Source organism: Echinicola pacifica DSM 19836, from assembly GCF_000373245.1.
Classification (GTDB): domain Bacteria; phylum Bacteroidota; class Bacteroidia; order Cytophagales; family Cyclobacteriaceae; genus Echinicola; species Echinicola pacifica.
Genome location: NZ_KB890738.1, coordinates 553382 through 576455 on the forward strand (window position 1 = coordinate 553382; position 23074 = coordinate 576455).

Consider the following 23074-nt stretch of genomic DNA (forward strand, 5'->3'; position numbering starts at 1 on the left):
GATCAGAAGGTATAAGAAACAGTGGTCATGACATTTCGAGGTGCTCCAGGAAAAGCCCGTAGGTAATCATATCCACCCACCCAGTGCGTTTTATTAAGCACATTATTCACATTCATCTGAATCTGGAATTTGTTCATCTTATAGTAAATGGCTGCGTCCACCAGTTGGTAAGCTGGAAATATTGGGGGTGCTTCGGTGCTGCCCAAGGAACCGAAGCGCTCGCTAACAAAATTAGTTCCCAGACCAAATCCCAAGCCTTTGAACTGGCCAGAGGCAATGATGTATTTCGTCCAAAGATTACCCACATGCTTAGGGGCGTTTGGTTTTTGTCGACCAATCAAGTTTTCATCATCACTTTCCTCCACTGTAGCTTCATTATAAGAGTAATTGGCCACTAAACTCCAGTTATCAGTAATTCGGCCTACCAGGTCAAACTCCACTCCCTTACTAAGGTCCTTGCCAGTCTGTACAAGGAGATCAGGATTACCGGAATCATTGGCAGAATACAAAGCACCTCTTTCGGTAAGGTAATATAAAGCCATGGTAGCACTCAGTCTTCCTTCGAATAGATCTCCTTTTGCACCTATTTCCATAAGCTCACTCGTCAGCGGGTCAAAAGGCCCTCCAGCCTCAGGATTATTAATAATGGAGGCCGTCTGTGGTTCATACCCCTGAAGATAGGTACCATATACATTCACCCTTGGTGACAATTCATAAACCAAGCCAAGCCTGGGAATCAGGGCACTTTGAGTAACTGACTCCTCTTCCGGAGTCTTATAATCTAGTTCATCCGTATAATAATCCTGACGTAGGCCAAGAAGCACTTTAAGTTTACCTATTTCCAATTGCTCCTGAATATATATGCCATGCGCATGTAACTGCGTCTGGGGAAAACTGGTGGTACTATAAAAATACTTGGTCATATCCATCATTTGATTGGGATGAAGCTCATTGAGGTCAAAATGCGCTACGACAGGAATAGGGTTTCCCTGTGCATCCAAGGCATACAGGTCTTTATTATTCACATTATAAGAGTTGATAGAGCCGGTCATGTCGGCCGTGAAATAGCCTCTTGCTTGCAATTGAGATCCACCGGGCTGCAAGGTCTGCTGAAAATAATCATAGCCAAGCAGCAACTTATGCTTAATAAGCCCAGTGCTAAAGTCGTAATTGAAATAATTGCTAAAGTTATTATTCGTCCAGGTACGCTGACGAATGCCAGCTCTCATTTCTACCTGACTAGGATCTTCGGAACCATCTCCAAGATTGGCAAATTTGTTATTGGAGCGATGCTCCAAAAGGTCCTCACTATAATCTGACCGCATAAAAATAGAGTTAAAACTCAATCCATCCGTGAACTGATGTCTCAGTGATATGGTAGCATTTATATTTTCCTCCTTCAGGTAGTCATTGGTCATGCTTAAGGAGCGAGTGATCGGGGTAGAATAAAGGTCACCATCACCAAATACCGCCTGACCACGATCAAGTCTTCCGTCTGACTTCTGATAAACTACATCAAAATTCAAAACTGTTTTGTCTGAAGGGAGGAATGAAAATGAAGGAGCCACTACCAAATTCTTGGAGTATTGGAGATCCCGGAAGCTGCCAGAGTTTTCATAGCCGAGATTAAGCCTGTACAGAAGAGTATTGTCCTCGGTCATAGGGCCAGTAAAATCACTTAATATTCTGAAGGTGTTAAAGCTTCCTACGGTAGAAGTGATGGATTGTCTTTTCTCCTGAAGAGGCTTTTTGGTCACTCTATTGATCGTACCTCCAGGGGAAGAATTTCCAAATAATGCAGAAGCTGGGCCCTTGATGATTTCGACCCTTTCGATATGAGGGATGAGTTGTTGCTTCCAGAAACTGGTCATTGCACGCATTCCATTGACCAAATTACCATTGACATCCTGACCTTTCACGCGATTTCCACGAATGGTAATATCATTATAGAAGGTAAATTGATTGACGCCGCTGATATTCTTTACTACATCATTCACCTTATAGGCTCCCTGATCCAGCGCCAATTCCTTGGTTACATAGCCTATCGATTGTGGCACATCCCGCAAAGGCGTGGATGACTTAGTACCGATAAATGAGCGGGTATTCTTATAGGTTGTTTCTGCTCGCCCTAAGATCTCGACCGTCTGAAGTTGCATTTCGCCCTCAGTAAGTATGACATCCATGGAAGTATTTTCACCCGATTTTATGATGACCTGCTGCTTTTGGGAAGAATAAGCAAAAGAACTGAACTTCACCCAATAAGTCCCCTCAGGAATTTTGTCAATTTGATACTCTCCCCTAGCATTGCTAAGCGTACCAAGGCCAGTGCCTTCCACCATAATATTGATGAATTCTGCGGCCTCATCCTGATCAGTGCTAATAATGCCAGACAAACTGCCAGTTTGAGCGTAAATCATCGTGCTTATAAATATTAGACAATTTAAAAGTAAAGCTTTTTTCATGAGGGTAATTTTATTTAGACCAATTATTGATTGATTCAAAATTAGGCCCTCATTTTGGTCAAACCAAAAATAATCGCACTTATTTAGATTAAATCTTATTAGAAGCGTATACTTAATATTTGATAGTATTACTTATAGAACTGGCAAATGCAGTCCATTAAATAATCATAGTTGCAATTTATCAGACCTAAAATAGGTTCATTATTCCTTCCTCAACTGGAATGAGCATTTATCTTGGATAGTTCTCTTCCCCCAACATAGAGACCTGGAAGCTCGTTTTTGGCCTATAAGAGTGAAAAAACATGGCGCTGCTTCTCTGTCACTTTAAAAGTAATGGCAGCAGCAAGCCGCAAAGTGATAAATTCATTGAAGATCCAACATTCGCTTATACAATAACAGGAATGCGGAGGGTAAAAAAATCATCAACTCCGTTTCAATTACACTAGGCATATAGGAGGAAAGAAACCATTAGTAGGATTCCTGTGGCACTAAGCAGGGAAATTTATGAGATGCAAAAACTTCCTTAGACAGACCATAAAATCTTATTTACCAGCTTTTACCTTCCCAGCAAGTAGCTCTTATTCGTCAGATGACATCTGATTAGTCCTGATGAGGGTATGGCCGGGACTGTCTTTGGGGTTGTTTTGATGAAATTCGTTAAGCTCTTTATTGATGATCTCCGTGAATAAGGCTGCTCCATCAGGATTGAGGTGGGTATTGTCTAGAAAATAGCGTGGGTTATCCTCCAATGTATGCTCGTAATTCCAGAAGAATACGTCTTTATTATCCACAAATTTCGATACAAATTTCTCTCTACGATCAATGACTTCATCAGAAGCCATATCATTGTTCAGGTAGTATTTGGGAGGGGAAAGGAATATTACCTGAATCCCGCGATCTTTGCAATAGCCGATAAGCTGTTGCAGAATTTCTTGATTTTTGGTATTTCTTTCGTCACTTACCGTATTCTGATAGATAAGGCGCTCGTAGAGTTTACCAGACTTTTCTAATTTCTCAATATCATAATCTGCATTACCAAAGAGGTCATACAATGCTGATAGTTTAAATATAAAACCTGCATCGTTATAGCGTTCTATATTCTTCTCATCCATCATATAGGAAAAGAACAGTTTGGTATAGAATTTAAAATTGGCGGTGAGAAGCCAGTTGTTTTTCAGGTCTGACTCATAATTCTGGATATCATAATAGATATTAAACAGGTGATTACTTTCCCATTTTTGATTATTATCGTTCTCCAAATAGCCCAGCGACAGGTCAAAAAAGACATATTTAAGTTCTGGAAGCTGCGGAGCAAACTTAGAAAACAGCATCATATTAGTATTTACAGCACTGGCTTCATGAGCCAAGGAGGCGGTGGTGATGTCCATTCCCAGAGGGTCTATCGCGCGCCAGGTATAGGAAGGCCCCAGGATCAAGGCCTCCACCTGATCCTTATTACTTTCCAGGTACTGCTTTTTCGCTTTATAGTAATTTTCTCTAAGGTAAAGCTCCATAGAGAAGAATATCACTGCGATAGGCAATACAAAGAGGGCAAGATTTACGAGGTATTTTTTCATAAATTATAGCCCTTAGAATTGAAAGTAAAGAAAATCCTGAGGTCTGCCGCCATAGTAAAATACGGCAAACAGTAAGGCATAATACACGCCCCATCGCAGCAATTTTGGAGAATAAATACCTGTCAGGTCAAGTCCATGCTCTTTTTCACGCTGAAACCACTCGATCAAGATCATCAAGCCTAATCCGGCAATGGCCTTATTCTGGGGCACTAGCGGAATAGAAAACAATGAGGGATCGAATAATTGTACCATATAGTTAAAGCTTTCGGAAATAGGCTGCATCAAAAATAACACCCCAAGAAAGATAAAACTCATCTGAGTAGAAAATATTTGCCAGGTTTCTTTCCAGGAAGGAAGTATTTTTCCATGAGCAACGGGCTTTCTGAATTTTTTCCGTCGGAAAACCACTGGCATAAATAGCAAGGCATGGAGCAAACCCCACATCACATAGGTCCATGCTGCGCCATGCCAAAAACCGGTAATTAGGAAGATGATCAGGATATTACGCACTACCTGCCATCTGCGGAAGCCTTTCAGTCTCTTGATCACATAATCGCTAAACCATGAAAACAAGGAAATATGCCACTTCTGCCAGAACTCCGGAACGGAGCGCGCAAAAATAGGAAAGTCGAAATTCTTCATCAGTCGGAATCCAAACAGCCTTCCTGTGCCTATGGCAATATCTGAATAACCTGAAAAGTCACAATAAAACTGAAAAGCAAATGCCACCAGACAGACCAATAAGGTGCTGGCACTATGCTCCTCATAATTCATGGCAATGCCGCTGGTAAAAATTGCAAGGTTATCCGCCACTACCACCTTCTTGAATAAGCCCCATAGCATCTGACGCATACCATCGGCCGCCTCACTATACTGAAAAGTACGCTTATTCTGGAACTGTGGAAGGAGGTTGGTCGCCCGCTCAATAGGGCCCGCCACCAGCTGAGGGAAGAAACTTACATAGGCAAAAAAGGCGAAGAAATCCTTCGTCCCCTTTAGTTTCCGATCATATACATCGATGGTATAACTAAGGGTCTGCAGGGTATAAAAACTGATGCCCACCGGAAGGATAATATCCAGACGGTCTGCCGTAAATCCGAAACCCATAAAGGAGAAAGTACTGACAAAGCTATCTAAGAAGAAATTATAGTATTTGAAAAAGCCCAAAAGACCCAAATTCACCGTAATGCTCAGGCCTAATAAGGCATTACGCGTCCGCTTCTCCTCCGCTTGATTAAGTAATATACCCACTAGGAAATCCACCCCACTACTTAGGGCGATCAGAAATAAAAACCGCCAATCCCACCAGCCATAGAATAAATAACTGGCTGCCAGGATTAAGGCATTCTGAAGCCTAAGGTTTTTCGAAAAGACAAACCAGTACAGAAAAAATACGCAGGGCAAAAATAGAGCAAACTCCAGAGTTGTGGTTAGCATATTGTCTTGCTTTTCTTGTTTGTGAATTAATTTTTACCAGTTATACCTTTCTTTCCGACTCTTCTACCTGTTTTGCATTTGAGGTACCAAATAAGCTATTACCAGCAACACCTTAAGCATATTGTATATAAACGGAAATCTTTGATGTTGTAAATATACAAATCAATAAATCTAAAAACCAAATATCTGTATATAAAAAACATTTTTAAAATTATAAAAGGCAATATAAGCGAAGATCAGCTTTCAAACAACCCTTTAAGGGCTTCAGGCCTCATGCGATGGCCATGTAAGATCCCTTAAAAAGGAAAAATTACCCATTATAATAGGGACTAACATGGTAAAATCCCCCTAAGTAAAGCAGATTTTACCAGCAAAAACACAGCATCTTCAAAAAACCAATCAAACGATCACTAAGGTGACTTTTAGTAAAATTTCATATTGCAAAAGTAAGTAATCAAAATAAATTTGATAAATAATAAAACAAAAGGAAAAATTATTGTTATTTTAACGTTACGATTTCTTCATAAGAGCTTAATTTATTTTCCCTGACTCCAAAAATTCCATTTGGAAATTACCTAAGACTTAGTAGTATGTCTATCATTGACTATATATCTTCATCGACAACAGCCGCGACTCCCAGCCATTGGTGGGAGCAGATACGCGCCGGAAATCAGGAGGGATTGAAGTCATTATATTCTCATTATATGCAGGACATGTTTCGCTATGGCATGGCGATTTATGATCATAATAGCCTGGTAAAAGACTGCATTCAGGAGGTCTTTGTGAGTCTGTGGAAGTACAGAAAGAGCCTAAAGTCTGACATAAATATCAAAGGATACCTTCTAAAATCCCTGAGCAACAAACTGCATAAGGAAATAGCAAAAGAAACCCAGCGCTACCACAGCAATTCCTGCGATCAATATGAAAACCTACTATTTACCGATTCTGAAGAGAAGAAGTTGATCGATAGACAAACACTTAGCAGCCAGCAGAAACACCTCGCAGAAGCTTTGTGTAAATTGCCTGAAAGGCAAAAGGAAGTTATCCAGCTTATATTCTTCGAAAACCACTCCTATGAGGCGACCTCAGAAATCATGGGAATCAACCTACGATCGGCCTATACACTCGCGTGGAAGGCGATTTCCTCACTCAAAAAATCGGTTTTGCTGATTTCCTCACTCATTATGCAGCAACTATTATCTTAGCTCCCAATAATCAAAAATACCTGTAGTACTTTTCTGACAGGCACTGCAAGCCATGCCAGCCTGTATCGCCTCGCCCAATAGCACAGACTAAGAGCCCAATTACTCGATCAGGTACACAAAGCTAAAGTGCGCCACCACGTTTTTACGATCAAATCCAGGGATAAAATACTCTTCGGGATCATTTACCAAATACCAGTTATAGTTCAAGGTACTAATATATTGTAATTTGCCAGAAAGGAGGAATTTATCAATCTTCCAATCGGCCACTACAGAGGGTACCAGATCCACGTATTTACGCCGGTAATCCTTTATGATTTCGAAGCTTTTATAGTAGAAGTCATTATTATGCACCAATCGCTCCATCTGCACGCCCACCCGATTGAATTTTTTCATATAGCTCGCTTCCAGAAAGATCACATTACTTCCCGGCCCAATCCCCGCACCCAAAACCTGGCCTTTATTGGTGTAGCCATGCCGCACATGGGGATGGGTGTACCATGAATCATAATCAAAAATCGTCTCCCTGACCACCTGGCCCATCTGCGTCATCTCTGAGCTCAGCTGAAAATAGGCGTCCTCTCCCTTCAGCGGGATCAGGCTGGTAAATCCAAAAGTAAAAGCTCTGGTAAGGTCCGGGTTGACCAGAAAATCCCTGAGCATACGGCTATTGCCATTACTTCCATATTCTCCATAAAACTCAAATAGCCCTCCATGGCTCATCCATCTAAAGAATCCACTGCTGAGTTGATTTCTCTTATCTCGATCTACGTCTATGACATCAGCAGGACCTTTTGCTCCATTGAAAATGGGGAGGTAATCGGCAAATTTGCTCATATCATTATGATACATCTGGGAGACACTGCTATACCCAACGCTCAGGCCCGGCACCCACTTGGGCTGATAGCTAAAGGTGATCCCTGCCAGGTACCTCCAGTCATCCCTTTTGGGAATATAAGGGCTAGAGTTTTTATAGACATAAGTAGAGTTTGGCGGCAAGAAACCTGAATTCTCAAGCTGCCCCATGACCAGCTGCCCTTCAAAGGCACCAATAGAAGTGGTGAAAGGGCGCGCTGTCTCAATAGTGGCATGCAGAAACCCGGGAGCATTATTACTCATCAAGAGCGAATTTCTCCGAGCAGGCCCCCACCAGAGGTTTTCGGTGGATATCCCCGCCGAAAATCCCCCATAAGTATATTTGATACTGGACTGGCCCGGGAGGAATCGCGTATAACTCCCCGTCCCAAAGCGCTCAGGAATATCACTGGTATTGAGCCATTCATAATAGTCCATCCAATGGTAACCGTCCGTAAAAGTCGGAAATCCGATATAATCGAGATTTTGAGCAGCAATAATTTCGGGCATCAGCTGGATGCTTAGCCCCTTATATTGTAAGTACATGCCGCCGCTCAGTAAAACCTGGGCGCCACTGTTGGGAATTAAAGCTCCGTCATTGACCCCAAAGGCATATTCAGCATTGTACTGACTGCGAAAAGTAAAAGGCATCGCCTTAATATATCCGCCACCACGAAGGGTGTCTTTTTTAGGATCCAGCAAAAATGCATTAAAAGTCTCTGCTTCTTCCTCAGAAACATTGCTCAGATCCTCAGGGCGGGGGGAGAGTGGACGCAGATTAAAGGAGTAATCTGCGCTAAAATTCCCAATTAACTGTTGCCTGCGCAGGTATTCTCCCATGAGAGGATTATTGAGGTTTATCGTTTGGCCAGAGGCCATGCCGCTCACCAGAACTATTCCCATCAAAAGAAACTTATATATCGTCGTATTAGAAATCATAAATCACTTTACCGTTAGGGTGGTTACTTCAATGCCAGTGACCGACCAGCTTTCGTCACATATCTCCGAGAAGGCATTGTCCTGTGTGAGTTCGTCACCCCATACCACTGTGATATGGTCGGACTTATGCTTAATCAGCTTGCTAATAAGGTATTTGGAAGTCCAGCCCGGCACTCCCTCGTATTGGCAAAGCCCGGGAAGATGCTTCTGTAAAGCCCCTGTCTTAGGGTCATTATGGCGGCCATATTCCTGCGGGAAAGCTTGATATAAGCAATAGGATGAGTTGCAGACGCTATTGGAAAAGGTAGTTTCAAAAACACGATCGCCATCCACCTGGACATACCAAAGGTCAGGACCACTAAGTCCGATAGTATTGCCATCCCAACTGTCATGCGCCAGAATCTCAATTTCTACTCTTACGGTATTATGATCAGGCAAATTATCCAGGGAAAGGCTGATTTCTTCCTTATTATAATTCCCCATCACAGTATCCCCATTAAATACAAAAAGTCGAGCATTGTCTATTTGCGCCGTCCTTGCCTCATCACGGAAGTCGCTGACATAGACCACCACATCCCCCACCAGGGCTTCCTGGGAGCATGATAGGAGGGACAAGATAAGTATGGCTCCAGAAAGAAGGGATGCCAAACGAGGGATTTTAAGTATCATGAGGAATATTAACCTTGAATAATCAGTTCATTTTCTGCTCCTTATATTGCCGCAGGCCAAAGCTTACTGCAAAAAAAACAAGGACACAAATATAAACTAAATAAAGGGGAATGTCTCAGCCTAACAGACTGAAATATCCGCTGGCCAAAAGATGATTAAAATCATACCGCGGATCAATGAACCTTTTTAGTCCATATAATACACCCTCTTCACTCTGCTGCTGATATTGGTAAGGAGCTCATAAGAGATGGTGCCAATGGCCGCCGCTTGGTCCTTCAGCGGAAGCTCCTTGCCATAAACGATGACCTCATCACCCTCCTGTACCTCCTCCAGATGGCTGATATCCACCATGGTCATATCCATACACACATTTCCAATGACCGAAGCGATCTTACCATGAATCATCACCTGCCCCTTGCCATTGCTAAAGCGCCGATCATAGCCATCGGCATAGCCAAGAGCAATCGTCGCTATCTTGCCATCAGCAGACATCATCCCTTTACGGCCATAGCCCACCGTATCTCCTTTTTTGAGAAGCTTGATCTGGGAAATGGTGGTCTTCAGCCTACTTACAGGCTGCAAAGCTTCATCATGAAGGCCATTTACCTCTATCCCGTATAGGCCGATGCCCAGACGGACCATGTCCATCTGATATTCAGGATAGCGGATGATTCCCGCAGAATTCAGAATATGGCGCAAAGGAGTATCAGGAAGAATATCACTTATTCTGCTGGCCATTTGCATAAACAATTCCGCCTGACCTCTGGAAAAATTCTCATGAAGTGCCTCATCAGCACCCGCCAAATGGGTGTAAAAACTAGCAATCTCAAGCTCGGGGAATTTACCAATCAAATGCAGCAGCTCCTCTAGATCTTCCTCCGCAAAGCCCAGTCGTCGCATGCCCGTATCCAGGTCCAAATGTACCGCCAATCGAGCGCCCGAAGACTTACAATATGCTCCCAGCTGCGCAAAAAACCGGCAGCTATACACCACCGGCTCCAGCTTATTCCTGATCAGATTGCCAAATGACTCAGGCGCTGGGTTAAGCACCATGATGGGCAGCTGGATCTGATCATTCCGCAGCGCCACTCCCTCATCTGTATAGGCGACTGCCAGGTAATCTGCTTTTAGCTGCGCTAAATGATGCGCAATTTCTGTCGCCCCGCCCCCATAGGCGAAGGCCTTTACCATCACCATAATTTTGGTGCTGGGTGCAAGCCGTTTTTTATAGAACGAAAAATTGTTTCTGAGGGCATTGAGGTTGATCTCTAATACGGTGCCATGCAGCTTCTCCTGCAGGCTGTCAACAATCTGCTCAAAGGCAAAATCCCGCGCACCCTTGATCAAAATCAGGTCATCTTCCAAACTAAGGGTGGCCAAACTCTCCAAGGCCTCCTTCGTGTTACCATAAAACAAGGACTCTCCCACATAGTAGCTCTTCAACAGCGGAATCCTATTTCCGACGCCCACCACCAGATCCAGCTGATAATGAGTGAGCATATCGGCCAATTGCTGGTACACCGAATGCTGATCGCCCGCCTGAAGCAGGTCGGATATGATCAGGATCTTTCGCCGCTTGGCGCGTTGATTCTGCATGAACTCTAGGGCCACATCCAGGCCGGCAAGGTCATTATTATAGGTGTCATCGATCAGCAGACATCCCTTCTGGCCGGACTTCAGGCTGAGCCGCATTTCTACCGCAGCTAAAAAGGGCAACTGCTCAGAAATCTCCCTTTCCTCCATCCCCAAAGTCAACGCCGTCACGATCACATGACGTAGGTTTTCTAAAGAAGCCTCATCCGTAAAAGCCGTCTGAAAGGTATAAACCCCCAAGTCTGGCTTCATCAGGGTGATCTTGCTGCCTTCAGCCTGCTTCTTTACTGTAAGTGTATAATCACTGCCCGGCTGGTCCGACCATGCCACGAGCCTCTCAGCGGGAAAGTGCTGCTGGAGAACGGCCTTCACTTTGGCTTGATCCTTTCGATAAATGATGAATTTCGATCGTTTGAATAGCTTTATTTTCTCAAGCAACTTCTCTGTCTCATCCGCAAAGCCTTCCGCGTGTGCAGTGCCAATGGTGGTAAATATCCCCAGATCAGGCTGGATGATATCCTCCAAAAGCTCCATTTCATGAGGCCTGGAGATCCCTGCTTCCAGAATGGCGAGCTGATGGGAAGGCTCAATGCCAAATACCGAAAGTGGCACCCCTGTCTGGCTATTATAGCTTTTAGGACTTTTGGCTACCTGGTATTTGCTGCTAAGCAACTGACCCAGCCATTCCTTCACGATCGTCTTTCCATTACTTCCAGTGATAGCGATGACCGGCTTTTCAAACTGCTCCCTTTGGTATTTGGCCAACTGCTGGAGGGCAAGTACTGAGGAGGACACCCGCAAGAAAGTAGCCTCGGGATACCGATCCAAGTGCTCTGGTAAAGTCTCCACCACAAAAACACGCAGCTCCTGCTCGTAAGCCTGCATCAAATAAGCATGTCCATCCACCTTGAATCCCGATAGAGCAACGAATAAGGTCTCTGGCCCATAGATTATCTTACGGGTATCCGTGGAAATATAGGACACGGGATTCTCAGATTTTGATCCAAAAACCTCCGCCTGCAAGAGTCCTTGCATTACCGACACAGGAATAGGTTTGAGCATAGTTTAGTGTTTTATGGGACTATTAGGAGCTGGAAGCCCATACGAAAAGCATTAATAAAGTTTTGAGCCATTGGGAACGGGCAGGTCCACCGTGGCTAAGGCCACGTTTCCGCTCGAATCGTAAAAGCCAGTTACCAATACTTCTGACATAATATTGGCAATTTGCTTAGGGGGAAAATTACATATGCAAAGCACCTGCTTGCCCACAAGGCTCGCTAAATCATAATTCTCGGTGATCTGAGCAGAGGACTTTTTTATTCCTATTTCTCCCAAATCTACCTCCAGCTTATAAGCAGGTTTCTTCGCTTCCTGAAAGATTTCAGCTTTGATAATGGTGCCAATTCTTATTTCAACCTTTTGAAAATCAGAAAACTGAATCATTTGCATATTATCTATAAATTTGTATATTTGAAAACCTCTTTGTGTTTAAACAAAAAAGAGGCTAGAAAACACCTTTTATAATGGTCAAAGCTAACCAAATTCCATCGAAATTCTATAAACTATTCCTTCTCGGAATGGCAATAGGTCTATGCTGGACATTGGATGCTGAGGCTCAGGAAATACGAGATTGCGATAGGAAAAATCACAACCAAAGTAGCCTGGGAGAGGATGTAATTTATGGGGAGATGGAGGATGATTATATCCCACAAAAAACAGAACCCACCAAATCGAGAACTATCGTAAAGGAACTCAAAGATAGCCCCGCACGAAAAATCTCTGCCACCGAAAAAAAGCAGGAATCCACAGAGGAAATGTCAACACTTTCCTTTAACCTATTTCTATATATCGTGGATCGATTCAAAGAAGACTAAAGATAATTTCAGTAAAATATACTTTCAATTAGTAATAGCCCATAATAAAGGAGACTTTTAAAGTTTCCTTTTTTTTTATGCCTAATTCGTCTTATCAAGTAAAATCGGATCAGTCCTAAAAGTTAGGGGGGGATTGGGCTAGGATCTCATCAAACGAGTAAAATAAAAGAACTAGCCTTTACCAAGCTAGCACAATGGTATAATGAGGTAGAAAACGCAGGTTTTAAATCATTCAACACCGTATCTAGAACCTTACAAAATCATTATACATCTATCCTTAACTTTTTGACGACCGTAGTACCAATGCCTCGACTGAGTCATTCATTGCAAAAATTAAAGGTTTTAGAGCTCAATTTAGAGGCGTCACAAATATCGAATTCTTCCTATTTAGATTGTCAAAAAATTATACTTGAAATAATTGCCCCCCAAAAATTCAGACTGATCCGTAAAATCAGGTAGGGAAACCAGTCATCAGGCTGCCAGAAGGCAAGGCTATCGCCCTATTTATAAGCAGCTGTGCTTCCCTCAAGCGTTTGGCTTAATGTAAAGGCTTATAAAAAGTGTTTATATGGAAATAAAAATATACACTGACTCGTCATTGCTTTAAAACTAATCAGCTGCTATCTAACGCATCCTTCCTACTAAAGTCGGCAAGGATGATGCTCGATATTTTTTTCAATAATTAGCCCAAATCACAATTACGAGTCAGCATGAAGGATATTTAGCTCATCGATTTGCAGGAGGCGACAAAGTCCTTGATTTCTTCGGCATTGATTCTGCCATCATAAAAGGCCTTTCCGAAAACCACTCCAAAGAGTCCAAGATCCCTTAGCTTCCTGAAGTCATCGATATCCCGAACGCCACCACTTGCGACTAAGGAGAGGTTAGGGAATCGCTCGATAATTTCTTTATATAGCTTAAAATTAGGGCCTTCCATTACACCCTCGCGGGTGGTATCGGAGCATTTGAGGTATCTCAGGCCTCTTTCGTAAAAGTGCTCTATATGCTCAAACAGATCCACATCGGCCTCCTTTTGCCAACCGCGGATTTTGACCAGATTGTCAGCAGGATCCGTATCGGCAGCCATATTTATTTTTTCCCGGCCATAAGAAATCAGCCATTGGGCAAATTTTTCTGGAGATCGCACTGCAATGGTGGAAGCCGTAAGCGTATGAGCACCATGCTCAAACACCTTGATCACATCCCCATCAGTCGCCACACCTCCTGTAAAATCTACCTTCAGAGAGGTATAGGCTGCAATGGTGTGCAGCACATGGTAGTTCTTTGGGCTGCCGCGCCGTGCCCCATCCAAATCCACTAGATGGAGACGCTCGATCCCACAATCTTCAAATTCCTGGGCAACCCCTAATGGATTGTCAGATATCAACTCTTCAGTAGCAAAATCTCCCTGCCTCACTCGTACACACTTGCCATTGATAACCCATATAGATGGAATAATTTCAAACATGCTTCTTTCTTTTTGGTATTTTGGGTAAAATATTTTGGTATGAATAGCCGCGCCATCACTCATTGTGCAGGCACATTATTCAAGATCTTTTCTATTAATAATCCTAAGTCCACTTTAGGAGCTTAATTACAGCTTATCAAAATTCAGGCCTGGTCGATGAATCTAAAATCAGAAATGGTCTCTAAAACCCACACCCAAACCTATTCTATAAAAGCCAAGCTAATGCTAAGAGTAAAGCCCTTTACGGCGCCCATTCCTTATGTATTAGCATTTATGAGTGGACAAAGCATTCTTAATCCACTCACTTTGGACAGAAATGAACCTTTCTAATATACCATTTCCCTGACTTTTATAACAGGGAATAGAAATAATAATTTTCAGATTATTTTCATTGCTAAGAATAAGAATGAATCTCATGACAGCATGGGCATGGCCCCTACAATCAGCATACATTCCTGTAAAAATACCGCTGATAAATCATGGAGGAGCCTTACTTAATTCTTTGCCATAATTCCCCTAATTAAAAGATGTTGAGCTACTGGTGTCCAACCGGATTCCGGGGTAGGCTAGCGCCAGGCCAATCAAATGAAAGGCTAGAAAAGGGGAGTCACTTAGTGTATAATTTCTATTTCAGGATCAGTCGCTTTGGTCGGAGGAGGTGAGCAGTTTGGCTATTTTGCCGTTCGGTCCCGAGGCCCAGATGGTTTCTCCATTATTTGATTTTTGGATCACATGGAAGGCTGCATCACTAAACTTGGTCCAGTTATGCCCGGCATTGCCAGAGTAGTCACTGCCATTTGGCCCCACGGCGATGAGCCAATGGTATTTGGCATAGTATGCCACGCCGGAGCGATAGCCTGAGGGCCCATTACCTTTAGGTTTGACCCATGATTTCCCCTCATCAAAAGACATGGCGATATTATCTTGATCCAGGTCCGGGTTTTTATAGTCCCCACCCACGGCGATAAGGTTCTTGCCATTGATAAAGGCCAAGGAAAAGATGCCTTTGGAAGGAGCGCCTTGAGTAATAGGCACAGGAATACTATCCCAATCGACCCCTCCATCTTCGGAGAAGAAGATCCTACTTTGGCTGCCGCCACTGGCCATCCAGATACGATGATCCTTAGCCAATATTCCCGTTCCACTAGCTGCAAAGCCCGCTTCACCAGGTGAGGCCTTTGGGGCGCTGCTGATATCATCCCAGCTTTCGCCACCATTCAGAGTGAGCACCAACTTCCATTTTCCTTCTTCCGGATCTCCATATACATAGCCACGGCGATCATTGACGAAGGTCATTCCATCAAAGAAAGCGGAGTCAGAGGCTTGATACACTTTCTTCCAATCCTCGCCTCCATTGGTAGTTTTGTAGATTACGGCAGGTTGGCCAGAGGAGATGGCAACGGCCGTATTGGCATCAAAGGCCTCGATATCCCTAAAGTCCACCGTGTCCATACCGGCAATGACACCATGATCCCAGCTCTTGCCGCCATCTAAGGTCCTTAGCCATACTCCTTCAGAGCCTGAAGCCCATGCGATATCATCTGTTAGCGCCGAGAGTCCACGAAGGGAGCTTTTCACCGGGGTGGTTAGTACTTCCCATTCTATAGGACTTACCTCGGGTGATTCATTTGTTTTCTGGCAGGACCAGACGATTGCCGCCAATCCCAAAAGGCTCAGGCGAAGCACCATATTTCTTTTCATGACTTGTCTAATATTGCTTATAATAAATACAAACTCAGTTATTATTACCCTAAAAATGATTCTCGAAGGTACTTAGCAGTGTAATTATCTTCCACCTCTTTCAGCTCCTCTGGAGTGCCTTCAAATACAAGATGGCCGCCTTTATCCCCGCCTTCCGGGCCCAAATCAATGACCCAGTCTGCGGATTTAATCACCTCGGTATTATGCTCAATGATCACCACAGAATGCCCCTCTTCGATCAGCGCATTGATAGAATAGAGCAATTTCTTAATATCATGAAAATGCAGACCTGTGGTCGGCTCATCAAAGATAAACAGGATATGCCCTTTGTTTTTGGAAGCGCCTTTACCCAGGAAGGAGGCTAGCTTTACCCGCTGTGCTTCCCCCCCACTGAGGGTATTGGATGATTGGCCCAGACCTATATATCCGAGACCTACCTCCTGAAGCGGCAGCAGCCTGCTCACTATGGTATTCTTCCCATCAAAGAAACTGATGGCCTCATCGATGGTCATCTCCAATACATCCGCTATATTCTTATCCTTATAAGTAATGTCTAGAATTTCATTCTTGAAGCGTTTGCCTTTGCAGGACTCGCAGGTAAGGAAAATATCCGCCATAAACTGCATTTCGATTTTCTGCGTACCCTCGCCCTGGCAGGCTTCGCAGCGTCCTCCATCCACATTGAAGGAGAAGAAAGCCGGTTTATAACCTCGCTGTTTGGAGCTGGGTTGCTCGGAATACAGATTACGGATCGCATCATAAGCCTTGACATAGGTCACTGGATTTGACCTCGAGGACTTGCCGATAGGATTTTGATCTACAAATTCGATTTGACTGATGGATTTATAGTCGCCGCCTAATTTATCGAACTTGCCTGTCTCATCGATCACCGTGCCCAGCGTCTTACCCAAGGCAGGATAGAGTACTTTTTTGATCAAAGTTGATTTTCCAGATCCACTGACGCCTGTGACCACTGTCAGGGTATGCAGAGGAATATTCACTGAGATATTCTTCAGATTATTCTCCCTGGCTCCAGTGATAATCAGCTTATCTTTTCCTTTACGGTTGCCGTTCTTACTATTGATTTTCTCCTCACCACTGAGGTATTTGGCCGTATACGTCTCGCCGTGAGCGATAAGCTCTGGAAGTTTCCCCTGAAACACCAGCTCACCACCATTATTCCCTGCATCCGGCCCTATATCGATTATCTCATCTGCAGCCTTCATGATCTTCTCCTCATGCTCCACCACGATCACCGTATTCCCCATATCTCTCAGGGTTTTGAGGACCATAATAAGCCTATCGGTATCTCTAGGGTGCAGGCCAATGCTAGGTTCATCCAATATATACATGGAACCCACCAAGGCAGATCCCAAAGAAGTAGCCAGCTTGATCCGCTGAAACTCACCGCCCGATAGGGACGAGGTAAGGCGGTTTAACGTAAGGTAACCAAGACCTACTTTATCAATATATTCCAGCCTGTTGAGAATTTCTTTCAGCAGCCTATTGGCTGTTTTTTCCTCCGCAGGATTCAGTTTTATAGTCTCAAAGAAATCCAAGGCCTTGTCTATAGGCATCAGCACGATATCGGTGATGGATTTTTCATTGATCTTCACATAAGAAGCATCTTTTCTCAGACGTGTCCCCTTGCAATCCGGGCAAGTGGTCCTACCACGAAAGCGGGAAAGCATCACACGGTATTGGATTTTATGCATCTTACCTTGCAGGAAAGTAAAGAATGCATTGATTCCTTTAAAGTGTTTATTTCCTGTCCATAATAGTTCTTTCTGCGCCTCATCCAGGTCCTCATAGGCCCGGTGAATAGGAAAGTCAAAGTGAATTCCATTTTTGATCAGCGGCTCAGCCCATTTCTTGGTGGTCTCTCCGCGCCAAGGTGCTATCGCACCTTCATAGATGGACATGGACTTATCAGGGATTACCAAATCCGGATCTATCCCCAGCACTGAGCCGAAGCCTTCGCAGGTTTTACATGCCCCATAAGGATTGTTGAAACTAAAGAAATTGACAGAGGGCAGTTCGAAGGAAATCCCATCCAGTTCGAATTTATCGCTAAACTTCCGCACTCCTTTTCCAGGAACTAGCACGAAACACTCCCCGTGGCCCTCATAAAAAGCAGTCTGCACACTATCTGCTATCCTAAACTGATTGTCCTCATCTTCCTTATGGACCACGGCACGATCTATCAGGATCTCTGCCTCACCTTCAGGAATTTTCTTTTCCGCCAGCAGGTCTTCCACGTAATAAACCTCCTCATTGATGATTACCCGGGTGAAGCCCTTTTGGAGGAGCACTTCCAGTTCTTTTAGAAATGTCCTGTCCTCGGAGATTTGCAATGGGCAGCTGATCATGACCTTCTCACCCTCCTCAAATCCGTGGATATGATCCACCACATCGGTGACTGTATGATGCTTCACTTCCTCTCCACTTACCGGAGAGATCGTTCTGCCAATTCGGCTAAAAAGCAGCTTTAGGTAATCATAAATCTCCGTGGTGGTGCCCACGGTAGACCGAGGATTTTTTGTGCTTACCTTCTGCTGAATGGCTATGGCAGGGGATACGCCCTTGATATATTCCACATCAGGCTTCTCCATACGGCCCAGAAACTGCCGGGCATAGGAGCTTAGGCTTTCCACGTACATCCTTTGGCCTTCGGCAAATAATGTATCAAAAGCCAACGATGATTTTCCAGATCCAGACAAGCCAGTCACCACCACCAGTTTATTTCTAGGAATGGCTACACTTAAGCTTTTCAGGTTATTGACCCGGGCATTTTTTATAATTATATACTCTTTTGGATCGAGATTTTCTATAGATCTACTTTTCAAGGCTGTTTTTTCATTCATAGCGTACAAAGATACCAAGTACTAAGCGGAATCGGTAATAAGGATAAAACCCAAATTCCTCGAATAGTTCCCCAAAACCTATAAGCCATCCCTGGCCTTCAAGGATTTTCGTGGTACTATCGATTTATAGGATGTCTAATAGGATCCTTCGGATCAATATAATAGTGCTTTTACTCGTACTTTTTTAATTAATTCAGTCCCATAAAAAAGTCCATTTTGCGGGAACAATTGATAATCGTCGATTTCTTCCACCTCTATCACCTCACTTATAAGGTTCAGGGAGTCAGCATAAGCTTTGATCCGGCCTTCCGCTTGCACCAAAGCCATCTGGAAAGCCTTCGCTTGAATCTCATTATTTTTTTCGGATGAGATATAATAGCCATTGCTATTTATAGATGCCGGAATATCAGATTCCGCGAGGACATCGGCAATTCGGTCTTTATCCTTGGGATCAGAAATGGATAGATTATAGGTTATACTATAAGTAAAGGCCTTAGGACTGGAGGGCTGGTCATACATACCCTCGCGGTAATAATTCTCATTGGCTTTTTGGGGNGAAAACGCAGTCATCTCCGTAGAGTTCATCAACTTCTCAAATTCCTCTTTTTGTTTTTTGTCTCCATTAAAGCCTATGCTGACCGCCGAAGGGAGCTCGGTCAGGCTAATAGTGTGCGCACCAATCAACTCTATGGAGCTATCATGACTGCGGTTTGATTCGAAATTGCAGGAAGAAAGTGTCAAGCTGAGCATCAAAATGAAGCCTAAATGAACAAAAAAACAATTTTTCATAAAGTTGTAGATTATTGTTGAAAATTTCCACACTGTATAGTAGGCTTACACAAGAAGTGAGCCATATTGCCAACAAAATATCAGAGTATTATTACAAAAAGGAAAATAAAAGGACCGATTAATTGTAAATATATAAATCTGATGATTTTGGTATAATAATTGGGTAAAATAAAGGTTGGGAAGCAAATATTTTTCCCCGAACTATTGTATTAAATTTTTCTATAAAAACAAAACATTATATTGTTTTACAAGAAATTTTAAATTTATTCAATATAAAAAAATCTGATGAATGGTTGCATCATGTTAGACAATTGAATACATTTGGTTCACACACATAAGTAACAACCCTAAAATTGGCAATATGCAATAGACTTCTACGTTATTTAAACGTCAGAATTTATGAGTAAAAGGTTAAGACCGAATGACAGCGAATTGATCGCTCAGTACAGAAATGGTAGTGATGCTGCTTTCGAAGTGTTGGTAGATAGATATAAGTCTCGAGTATTCACGACGATTTATATGATTGTAAAAGACCAGGGAATCGCCGAGGATTTGCTTCAGGATGTATTTGTAAAAGTCATTCACACCCTCAATTCCGATAGGTATAATGAGGAAGGCAAATTTCAGCCATGGCTGATGCGTATAGCCCATAATCTTGCAGTGGATCATTTTCGAAAGATGAAACGTTACCCCTTCATCATGATGGAGGATGGATCCAATGTATTCAATACCCTGCAGTTTGCAGAGTCCACCGTGGAGGACCAGAAGGTTCAGGATGAAACTCACGCCTTAGTGCGCGAGTTAATCGACGAACTTCCAGCAGCCCAAAAGCAGGTATTGATCATGCGGCATTATATGGATCTTAGTTTTCAGGAAATAGCTGACCAAACAGGGGTAAGCATTAATACCGCTTTAGGTAGAATGCGATACGCTCTGATCAACATGCGCAAAAAACTGAAAAAAATAAATATTGCCTATGACAAAATATTTTACCCCAAGTGAACAGCTGATAAAGTACATTTATCAGGAACTTACTGAGCAAGAAAGCGAAGCGTTTGAACAGCATATGCGTTCTAATGATCATTTGATGCAAGAATATTTAGACCATCTCAACATCCTTGGAAGCCTGAATGAGCTTAGCCTGGAACCATCCGAGACGGTAATCCATGCCATCAAAACTAAGGCCCGTTCTTCTGGCCTTCAAAAAGCATAATCCCCGCAAGGGAATAACTATCAAGTTTTATAATTAATAAAGGCACTCATCCTTACAGTTCTTACTGTTTTGGATAAGTGCCTTTAGTGTTTTTAAGGACTTAGTTTTATAAAATACTGTGCTGTCAAATCTTGACTCTATGCACAATAGCGCTGTCACCTGCGCCTGAATAATTAATGTAAGTATTGTAAATACCAAGCCCTCTTTTCATCTCTATGGGCTCTTTCAAAATCATCCATAAGCCGAAGAGATTATCCTGAGCTTTGGTTAAAGTTAAAGCCCACTCCGCAGCAAAACCATTAAGATTGACAATAATAGAATTCCTCTTAGGGATTCATTTTAAATTCAGAACTACTGACCGATACACCCTCTTATTGGCCAAGCATTTCTTTAATATCCTCTGATTGAAGATGGCAATTATACCAGCCCCCTTCGATCTCCGCATCGTATTTCTTATAGAAATTGATGGCGGGATCATTCCAATCCAGCACCTGCCACATCATTCCAGTGCAGTTTTCCTCAAGGGATTTTTTCATTACCCTTTCAAAAAGTAACTTGCCGGCGCCCTTTCCTCTTTCGGATTCCGTCACTATATAATCTTCTAAATATAACCTCCTACCTTTCCAGGTGCTATAGCGATAATAATAAATCGCGGTGCCGATGATTTCCGCCGTACTCTCTTTGATCAATACAAAAAACCCAAAGATGGGCTGCTCACCAAAACCATCTTCCTCCATCATCTTCACGGTATTGGTGACCTGCTCTGGTGCTTTTTCATATAATGCCAGCTCTTCTATTAATTCGAAAACTCTTGGCAAATCGTCTTTTTTTCCTTCTCTTATCGTGTACATATCTCGAAAATATTAAAAAAAGGAATGAAAAATAAGGGTAAAGGCTAAATTTCTTATTGATTTCAGGTAAAGCCCCTACAAACATAATACTGATCCACAACTCAATGAATACTACAGCCGAGGCCATTTATCATCTTCGCGGGGTGGCAATATTCTACTCCAACCATAGGACAAGGCTTAGACCCTACAAAAAGGAGTTTTCCGCTCTAATGATTTTTGCTGCATTCTTATCCGGGAATTCATACAGGCTAAGACTGGAAATAAGTGTAAATAATTTATCTTAGTAGTCTTACTAGAAAACAGCGCTAACTATGTTTTTATCCATCGACGCAGGCAACTCCAATATTGTTATTGGCATCAAAAAAGAAGATTCTTCAGTCTGGGAGCCCATTTACCGGATACCGACCCAACAGAATCTGTCCGCTGCAGCATTGGAGAAGAGCCTCCGATTATTTTTACTGGAAAATGGCATCAAAACTCTTAACATTAATAATATCGGACTTAGCTCGGTGGTCCCGGAACTCAATGCCTCTCTGATCAATATGTGTAGGATGCTTTTTCAGCTGGAGCCTTATTTAATTGATGAATATAGCTATGGAAATCTGAGTGTAAAGACCTCCCGCCCAGCGGAAATGGGCACGGACTTGATGGCCAATGCATGTGCTGCATATCAGCACTACCAGCAAGCCTGCATAATTGTAGATTTTGGGACGGCACTGACCTTTACCATCGTGGATGAACAGGGAAATATTGCCGGAGTGAATATCGTGCCAGGCCTCAAGACGGCACTAAACTCACTGTTTGCCACCACCTCAAAACTCCCCCAGGTAAAGCTCGAACTTCCTTCTTCTGTCATCGGAAAAGACACGGTTCATTCCATTCAAGCTGGGATTTTGTACGGATATACGGGATTGGTGAAAGGCATGCTGAGCAGTATAAGGTCGGAATTACCGCTGGACTTTAAAGTAATCGCAACAGGCGGATTATCCAAGATCCTCACCACATTAAAGTCAGACTTTGACATGGTGGACCAGAACCTCACGCTGGAAGGGGTACGCCTTATTACGCTTCACCAGAGGTAATTGGTTCCTTCCTCACATCCGCTCTGCGCATACCTCCCGCAGAGGCTGGAGAGACCAGGAACCTTTGGGTTCATAATCTACTCCGGGCTCTATCACAGATGCAATGCATTCGGAAGGATAATTAACTGGAATTTTTACACCAGCCTAAAGTTGTTCCAGCAAAGAGCGAAAAATCACATAACGATCTCTAAATTTCAACTGATGCTTATCCTGTAGTTGACGAGCGTGTTTTTCCTGGTATTCTTTTATTTTGTCCATGTCCTCCGCAAAGTACTGAACGGAATAGTTGACCCCACCGTCCTCAGCTTCATGCATTAATCTGAAAAATTTATTTTCCTTAAACAGCCCAGTCGCCATAACTTCAGGAATATGGGTTTCTCTCATGAACTTGATCCACTCATCCTCCACGGATTGATCAATATTTACAGTTACGTTATAGAGAATCATAGTTTTTATTTTGTTTATCAATAGATATGGTTTTCTTAAACAAAAATTTAG

At 43.0% G+C, this 23074-nt stretch carries 19 protein-coding genes; 7 read left to right on the forward strand and 12 right to left on the reverse strand.

Annotation, left to right across the window (positions count from 1 at the left end):
* Positions 1–2 precede the first annotated feature (2 nt).
* The 3 genes from B050_RS0102280 to B050_RS0102290 form a co-directional block, all read right to left on the reverse strand.
* Entirely contained in the window at positions 3–2417 is a 2415-nt protein-coding gene (locus B050_RS0102280; protein WP_018472256.1) for a TonB-dependent receptor, read from the reverse strand.
* Between the two features lie 623 nt (positions 2418–3040).
* Positions 3041–4039: a hypothetical protein gene (locus B050_RS0102285; RefSeq protein WP_018472257.1), complete on the reverse strand. Its 999-nt coding sequence runs from the start codon at positions 4037–4039 to the stop codon at positions 3041–3043.
* Positions 4040–4051: 12 nt separating this feature from the next.
* Positions 4052–5476: an MBOAT family O-acyltransferase gene (locus B050_RS0102290; protein WP_018472258.1), complete on the reverse strand. Its 1425-nt coding sequence runs from the start codon at positions 5474–5476 to the stop codon at positions 4052–4054.
* Between the two features lie 590 nt (positions 5477–6066).
* Here B050_RS0102290 and B050_RS0102295 point away from each other — a divergent pair.
* Complete coding sequence (locus B050_RS0102295) at positions 6067–6681, forward strand: RNA polymerase sigma factor (RefSeq protein WP_018472259.1); 615 nt, start codon at positions 6067–6069, stop codon at positions 6679–6681.
* Positions 6682–6780: 99 nt separating this feature from the next.
* Here B050_RS0102295 and B050_RS0102300 read toward each other — a convergent pair whose 3' ends face one another.
* The 4 genes from B050_RS0102300 to B050_RS0102315 all read right to left on the reverse strand — a co-directional run bounded on the left by B050_RS0102300 (position 6781) and on the right by B050_RS0102315 (position 12183).
* The gene (locus B050_RS0102300) at positions 6781–8436 is read right to left on the reverse strand and encodes a capsule assembly Wzi family protein (protein WP_018472260.1); all 1656 of its coding nucleotides are present in this window, start codon (positions 8434–8436) and stop codon (positions 6781–6783) included.
* Between the two features lie 39 nt (positions 8437–8475).
* Positions 8476–9141, reverse strand: coding sequence for a hypothetical protein (locus B050_RS0102305; protein ID WP_018472261.1), 666 nt, complete (start codon positions 9139–9141; stop codon positions 8476–8478).
* 186 nt (positions 9142–9327) lie between these two features.
* Positions 9328–11796, reverse strand: coding sequence for a bifunctional UDP-N-acetylmuramoyl-tripeptide:D-alanyl-D-alanine ligase/alanine racemase (locus tag B050_RS0102310; RefSeq protein ID WP_026235558.1), 2469 nt, complete (start codon positions 11794–11796; stop codon positions 9328–9330).
* A 51-nt stretch (positions 11797–11847) separates the two neighbouring features.
* A complete protein-coding gene (locus B050_RS0102315; protein ID WP_026235559.1) occupies positions 11848–12183 on the reverse strand; it encodes a tRNA-binding protein in 336 nt (111 codons plus the stop codon).
* Between the two features lie 74 nt (positions 12184–12257).
* Between B050_RS0102315 and B050_RS0102320 the strand changes: the two genes are divergently transcribed.
* Together B050_RS0102320 and B050_RS23020 are read left to right on the forward strand one after the other, a co-directional pair.
* A complete protein-coding gene (locus B050_RS0102320; RefSeq protein ID WP_157492493.1) occupies positions 12258–12608 on the forward strand; it encodes a hypothetical protein in 351 nt (116 codons plus the stop codon).
* A 162-nt stretch (positions 12609–12770) separates the two neighbouring features.
* Entirely contained in the window at positions 12771–13067 is a 297-nt protein-coding gene (locus tag B050_RS23020) for a transposase (protein WP_240473663.1), read from the forward strand.
* 262 nt (positions 13068–13329) lie between these two features.
* On the opposite strand, the gene B050_RS0102325 is transcribed toward B050_RS23020, so the two are convergent.
* The gene (locus B050_RS0102325; protein WP_044201644.1) at positions 13330–14076 is read right to left on the reverse strand and encodes a 1-(5-phosphoribosyl)-5-[(5-phosphoribosylamino)methylideneamino]imidazole-4-carboxamide isomerase; all 747 of its coding nucleotides are present in this window, start codon (positions 14074–14076) and stop codon (positions 13330–13332) included.
* Between the two features lie 156 nt (positions 14077–14232).
* On the opposite strand from B050_RS0102325, the gene B050_RS23605 reads away from it, so the two are divergent.
* Entirely contained in the window at positions 14233–14406 is a 174-nt protein-coding gene (locus tag B050_RS23605; RefSeq protein WP_018472266.1) for a hypothetical protein, read from the forward strand.
* A 306-nt stretch (positions 14407–14712) separates the two neighbouring features.
* Here the strand turns inward: B050_RS23605 and B050_RS0102330 are convergent, their stop codons facing one another.
* Entirely contained in the window at positions 14713–15777 is a 1065-nt protein-coding gene (locus B050_RS0102330) for a WD40/YVTN/BNR-like repeat-containing protein (RefSeq protein WP_018472267.1), read from the reverse strand.
* Positions 15778–15821: 44 nt separating this feature from the next.
* On the reverse strand, positions 15822–18641 hold the full coding sequence (gene uvrA / locus B050_RS0102335; RefSeq protein ID WP_018472268.1) for an excinuclease ABC subunit UvrA: 2820 nt from the start codon (positions 18639–18641) through the stop codon (positions 15822–15824).
* Between the two features lie 1188 nt (positions 18642–19829).
* On the opposite strand from uvrA, the gene B050_RS0102345 reads away from it, so the two are divergent.
* Complete coding sequence (locus tag B050_RS0102345; RefSeq protein WP_018472270.1) at positions 19830–20432, forward strand: RNA polymerase sigma factor; 603 nt, start codon at positions 19830–19832, stop codon at positions 20430–20432.
* A complete protein-coding gene (locus B050_RS0102350; protein ID WP_018472271.1) occupies positions 20407–20643 on the forward strand; it encodes an anti-sigma factor in 237 nt (78 codons plus the stop codon). Before B050_RS0102345 ends, B050_RS0102350 begins: the two co-directional genes overlap by 26 nt.
* A gap of 371 nt (positions 20644–21014) precedes the next feature.
* Here B050_RS0102350 and B050_RS0102355 read toward each other — a convergent pair whose 3' ends face one another.
* Positions 21015–21494 (reverse strand): GNAT family N-acetyltransferase, encoded by a 480-nt coding sequence (locus tag B050_RS0102355; protein ID WP_018472272.1) that lies wholly within the window; start codon positions 21492–21494, stop codon positions 21015–21017.
* 311 nt (positions 21495–21805) lie between these two features.
* On the opposite strand from B050_RS0102355, the gene B050_RS0102360 reads away from it, so the two are divergent.
* Positions 21806–22576: a type III pantothenate kinase gene (locus tag B050_RS0102360; protein WP_018472273.1), complete on the forward strand. Its 771-nt coding sequence runs from the start codon at positions 21806–21808 to the stop codon at positions 22574–22576.
* A 144-nt stretch (positions 22577–22720) separates the two neighbouring features.
* On the opposite strand, the gene B050_RS0102365 is transcribed toward B050_RS0102360, so the two are convergent.
* Positions 22721–23023 carry a DUF4286 family protein gene (locus B050_RS0102365; RefSeq protein ID WP_018472274.1) on the reverse strand — a complete coding sequence of 101 codons (303 nt, stop codon included), beginning with the start codon at positions 23021–23023 and terminating at the stop codon, positions 22721–22723.
* Positions 23024–23074: the final 51 nt, after the last annotated feature.

Coding starts and splice junctions, on each gene's coding strand:
- B050_RS0102355 (WP_018472272.1), bottom strand. CDS start 21,494: ATGTACACGATAAGAGAAGGAAAAAAAGACGATTTGCCAAGAGTTTTC.
- B050_RS0102365 (WP_018472274.1), bottom strand. CDS start 23,023: ATGATTCTCTATAACGTAACTGTAAATATTGATCAATCCGTGGAGGAT.
- B050_RS0102315 (WP_026235559.1), bottom strand. CDS start 12,183: ATGCAAATGATTCAGTTTTCTGATTTTCAAAAGGTTGAAATAAGAATT.
- B050_RS0102330 (WP_018472267.1), bottom strand. CDS start 15,777: ATGAAAAGAAATATGGTGCTTCGCCTGAGCCTTTTGGGATTGGCGGCA.
- B050_RS23605 (WP_018472266.1), top strand. CDS start 14,233: ATGAATCTAAAATCAGAAATGGTCTCTAAAACCCACACCCAAACCTAT.
- B050_RS0102345 (WP_018472270.1), top strand. CDS start 19,830: ATGAGTAAAAGGTTAAGACCGAATGACAGCGAATTGATCGCTCAGTAC.
- B050_RS0102300 (WP_018472260.1), bottom strand. CDS start 8,436: ATGGGAATAGTTCTGGTGAGCGGCATGGCCTCTGGCCAAACGATAAAC.
- B050_RS0102325 (WP_044201644.1), bottom strand. CDS start 14,076: ATGTTTGAAATTATTCCATCTATATGGGTTATCAATGGCAAGTGTGTA.
- B050_RS0102295 (WP_018472259.1), top strand. CDS start 6,067: ATGTCTATCATTGACTATATATCTTCATCGACAACAGCCGCGACTCCC.
- B050_RS0102305 (WP_018472261.1), bottom strand. CDS start 9,141: ATGATACTTAAAATCCCTCGTTTGGCATCCCTTCTTTCTGGAGCCATA.
- B050_RS0102285 (WP_018472257.1), bottom strand. CDS start 4,039: ATGAAAAAATACCTCGTAAATCTTGCCCTCTTTGTATTGCCTATCGCA.
- B050_RS0102350 (WP_018472271.1), top strand. CDS start 20,407: ATGACAAAATATTTTACCCCAAGTGAACAGCTGATAAAGTACATTTAT.
- B050_RS0102290 (WP_018472258.1), bottom strand. CDS start 5,476: ATGCTAACCACAACTCTGGAGTTTGCTCTATTTTTGCCCTGCGTATTT.
- B050_RS0102320 (WP_157492493.1), top strand. CDS start 12,258: ATGGTCAAAGCTAACCAAATTCCATCGAAATTCTATAAACTATTCCTT.
- B050_RS0102280 (WP_018472256.1), bottom strand. CDS start 2,417: ATGATTTACGCTCAAACTGGCAGTTTGTCTGGCATTATTAGCACTGAT.
- B050_RS0102360 (WP_018472273.1), top strand. CDS start 21,806: ATGTTTTTATCCATCGACGCAGGCAACTCCAATATTGTTATTGGCATC.
- B050_RS0102310 (WP_026235558.1), bottom strand. CDS start 11,796: ATGCTCAAACCTATTCCTGTGTCGGTAATGCAAGGACTCTTGCAGGCG.
- uvrA (WP_018472268.1), bottom strand. CDS start 18,641: ATGAATGAAAAAACAGCCTTGAAAAGTAGATCTATAGAAAATCTCGAT.